The 2,796-nt window shown below is 55.2% G+C and carries 3 protein-coding genes; all 3 read left to right on the forward strand.

Annotation, left to right across the window (positions count from 1 at the left end; translation table 11 throughout):
- Positions 1-502: 502 nt before the first annotated feature.
- The 3 genes from ACTNBK_RS16855 to ACTNBK_RS16865 are packed head-to-tail and all read left to right on the forward strand — an operon-like array spanning position 503 to position 2,701.
- Positions 503-1,603 (forward strand): HD domain-containing phosphohydrolase, encoded by a 1,101-nt coding sequence (locus tag ACTNBK_RS16855; RefSeq protein ID WP_441147826.1) that lies wholly within the window; start codon positions 503-505, stop codon positions 1,601-1,603.
- A gap of 5 nt (positions 1,604-1,608) precedes the next feature.
- Positions 1,609-1,905: an Hpt domain-containing protein gene (locus tag ACTNBK_RS16860; protein ID WP_441147828.1), complete on the forward strand. Its 297-nt coding sequence runs from the start codon at positions 1,609-1,611 to the stop codon at positions 1,903-1,905.
- Positions 1,906-1,963: 58 nt separating this feature from the next.
- On the forward strand, positions 1,964-2,701 hold the full coding sequence (locus tag ACTNBK_RS16865; protein WP_441147830.1) for a cache domain-containing protein: 738 nt from the start codon (positions 1,964-1,966) through the stop codon (positions 2,699-2,701).
- Positions 2,702-2,796 lie beyond the last annotated feature (95 nt).

Raw genomic sequence — 2,796 nt, forward strand, 5'->3', positions numbered from 1 at the left:
AGTTTGCTGTCTCCTTTCAGAATGGTGTGTCGTGACTTCATTCTACCAGAGCCTGCAAGCTATGTCTTCTTTTATGCTCTTTCCAATTTGCGCAATTTATTGTACATTATCGCGGAGGACGAGGGACGGGGGCTTTCATAATACGCCCTGTCTGCTGCTGAAATCAGCCCTTTGTTTCCGGCTTACCAGCCCCAAACAAAGCCCTGCTTTCCTGCCGCGTCAAATGCCCTTGCCCTCCCCGGCGGCAACGGTATTTTCAGGGCAACGCCGACAGAGCGTATAACACACTACACTTTGCTCCGCAAAGTCGTGTGCCAAATGGGGCGCTGCCCCCTTTGGAAACCCCCGCAACAAACAGGTGCTATGCACCCAGCCGGGAGCATAGCGCCGTTTGTTGTCAGCAGCCCGTTTCACGGTCTGCGTGTAGTTCCTTGTAAACTGACCTAATTAAGAGTATAAGTATCAACTTAAGAGCAGTTGACGCCGGAAAGGGATGAGACGGATGGAAGAGGAACGGACCAACGTACCGGCGGAAAGTACTTATGACATGATCCTGATCGTGGATGACGATGAGATCAACCGTGCGATTCTGGAGAACATTTTTTCTTCCCAATACAAGGTGGCGGAGGCCGACAACGGGCAGAAGGGATTGGAGAAGATCCTCCGCCACAAGGAGCAGCTGTGTGCAGTGCTTCTGGACGTGGTGATGCCAGAGATGGATGGCCTCCAGGTGCTGCGTCGGTTGAAGGAGGAGGGAATCCCAGACTACATCCCTATTTTCCTCATCACGGCGGAGGCGAGTGACGCCACCATGCGGGAAGCCTATGAGTTGGGAGTCATGGACGTCATCAGCAAGCCTGTCATACCCTACATGGTGGACCGGCGGGTGAAATCGGTGGTGGAGCTCTACCAGGCCCGGAGGCGCCTAGGCAGCGTTGTGGAGCGGCAGCAGTCGGAGCTGTTGCGCCAAGCGGAACAGATTATCGAGCTCAACCGGGGCATGATCGAATCCCTTTCCGCCGCCACCGAGTTCCGCAATGGTGAGTCTGGGGAGCACGTTCGCCGTATCCACGATATCACTCGGTATATGCTTACCCAAACTGAGCTGGGGGAGGGGCTGACGCCGGAGGAGGTGGACTCCATCGCCCTGGCGGCCATCACCCATGATGTGGGGAAGATTTCCATTCCGGATGCTATTCTCAACAAGCCGGGACGGCTGACCCCGGAGGAATTTGAGATCATGAAGACCCACACCGTCCAAGGTGAACGGATGCTGGAACACATTCCCCAGCCCAAGGAGCATGGGGCTTATCACTACGCCTGCGACATTGCCCGCCACCACCATGAGCGCTGGGATGGCCGGGGCTATCCCGACGGTCTGAAGGGGGATGAGATCTCCCTCTGGGCCCAGATCGTCTCCCTGGCCGACGTATATGACGCCCTGGTGAGTAAACGGGTCTATAAGGATGCATTCGCACGGGAGGAAGCCCTGAAGATGATTCAAGAGGGGCAATGCGGGGTCTTTAACCCGGCGATTTTGGAACGATTCCTCGCGGTTGAGCAGGAGATCTGGAAATTTTACGGGACCAATGGGGAGGCGTAAACGGTATGGATGAGGGAAAGCGTACCCGCCTGAAGGCGGCAGGGATCGACGTGGACGGCGCGCTGGAGCGTTTTATGGGCAGCGACGTGCTGCTGGAGCAGTTTTTGAAAAAATTCCTGGAGGATGGTAACTACATGGCGCTCCGGACGGCGCTGGATGCTGGCGACCGGGAGGGGGCTGTCACGGCCTCTCACAGCCTGAAGGGCGTGTGCGGAAACCTCTCCATGACGGAACTGTTCGCTTTCTTCACCCGGCAGGTACAGATGCTCCGGGAGGGAGATGAAGCTGGGGCGCCGGTCTGATGCCGTCCATCACCCAGTCCTATGACCGGGTGATCCAAGCCATACGGGAGAGCTTTGAATGAAGGCCGCCAGCCGAAGGCGGAAGCGGATCTTTCGGCATGTGCGGACCAATCTTTTGATCCTACTGGCCTTCCTGGTCATCGGTGTGGCATGCTACCACGTCCTGCGGATAGATCTGCTGAAAAATGCCAAAACACTGGGAACTTCACTGGCTAAAAGCTATGCCGCAGAGGAGCGGAATAACCTGACTGTCTATGAGACCCTCATCACCTTTGGAACGGAGGCCATCGATTGGCAGCTCCAGGAGGAATCGGATTCCGAGGCTGTCCAACTGTGGATTTCCATGTATTTTCAGATGCTCTATGATGTGCTAGGGGTGGGGACAGTGGACCCCTATGCCGTTCTTAACGGCAAGATCTTTGCATCCAACCCGTGGGAGGGCATGGAGGATTACGATGTGAGCGATGCCGTCTGGTATCTCGGTGCTCTGGCGGCGGATGGCAATGTGATCTTCACCAATGTGTACGCTGACGGCGTAAATGGCGCACCCGTTATCACGGTGGCCCAAAAATGCCGGAATTCTGATGCGGTACTGGCGTTTGACATCTTTCTGGAGGATTTCCAGCTGCACTCCAACATGTTGGATTTACCGGAGGGGGCATCCTTCTACCTCTGTGATACGGAAGGAAACTTGATATATCTTCAGACCACGGTCTCCGATGATCAGGATGAGCTGGACGCCTATGTGAAGAAACTCCAGTCCCAGATCCAGGTGGGGGAGCTAGGGAACCTCTGAATAAAAGCCTTTATCCTGTTTCTACTCAATGTATTAGCCGCCATTTGCGCTTGGTTAAGGTGATTTCAGTGCAAAATAGCCATTATTTATCTGCT

Source organism: Intestinimonas sp. HCP28S3_D6 (genome assembly GCF_052065695.1).
Classification (GTDB): domain Bacteria; phylum Bacillota; class Clostridia; order Oscillospirales; family Oscillospiraceae; genus Intestinimonas.

Coding starts and splice junctions, on each gene's coding strand:
- ACTNBK_RS16855 (WP_441147826.1), top strand. CDS start 503: ATGGAAGAGGAACGGACCAACGTACCGGCGGAAAGTACTTATGACATG.
- ACTNBK_RS16860 (WP_441147828.1), top strand. CDS start 1,609: ATGGATGAGGGAAAGCGTACCCGCCTGAAGGCGGCAGGGATCGACGTG.
- ACTNBK_RS16865 (WP_441147830.1), top strand. CDS start 1,964: ATGAAGGCCGCCAGCCGAAGGCGGAAGCGGATCTTTCGGCATGTGCGG.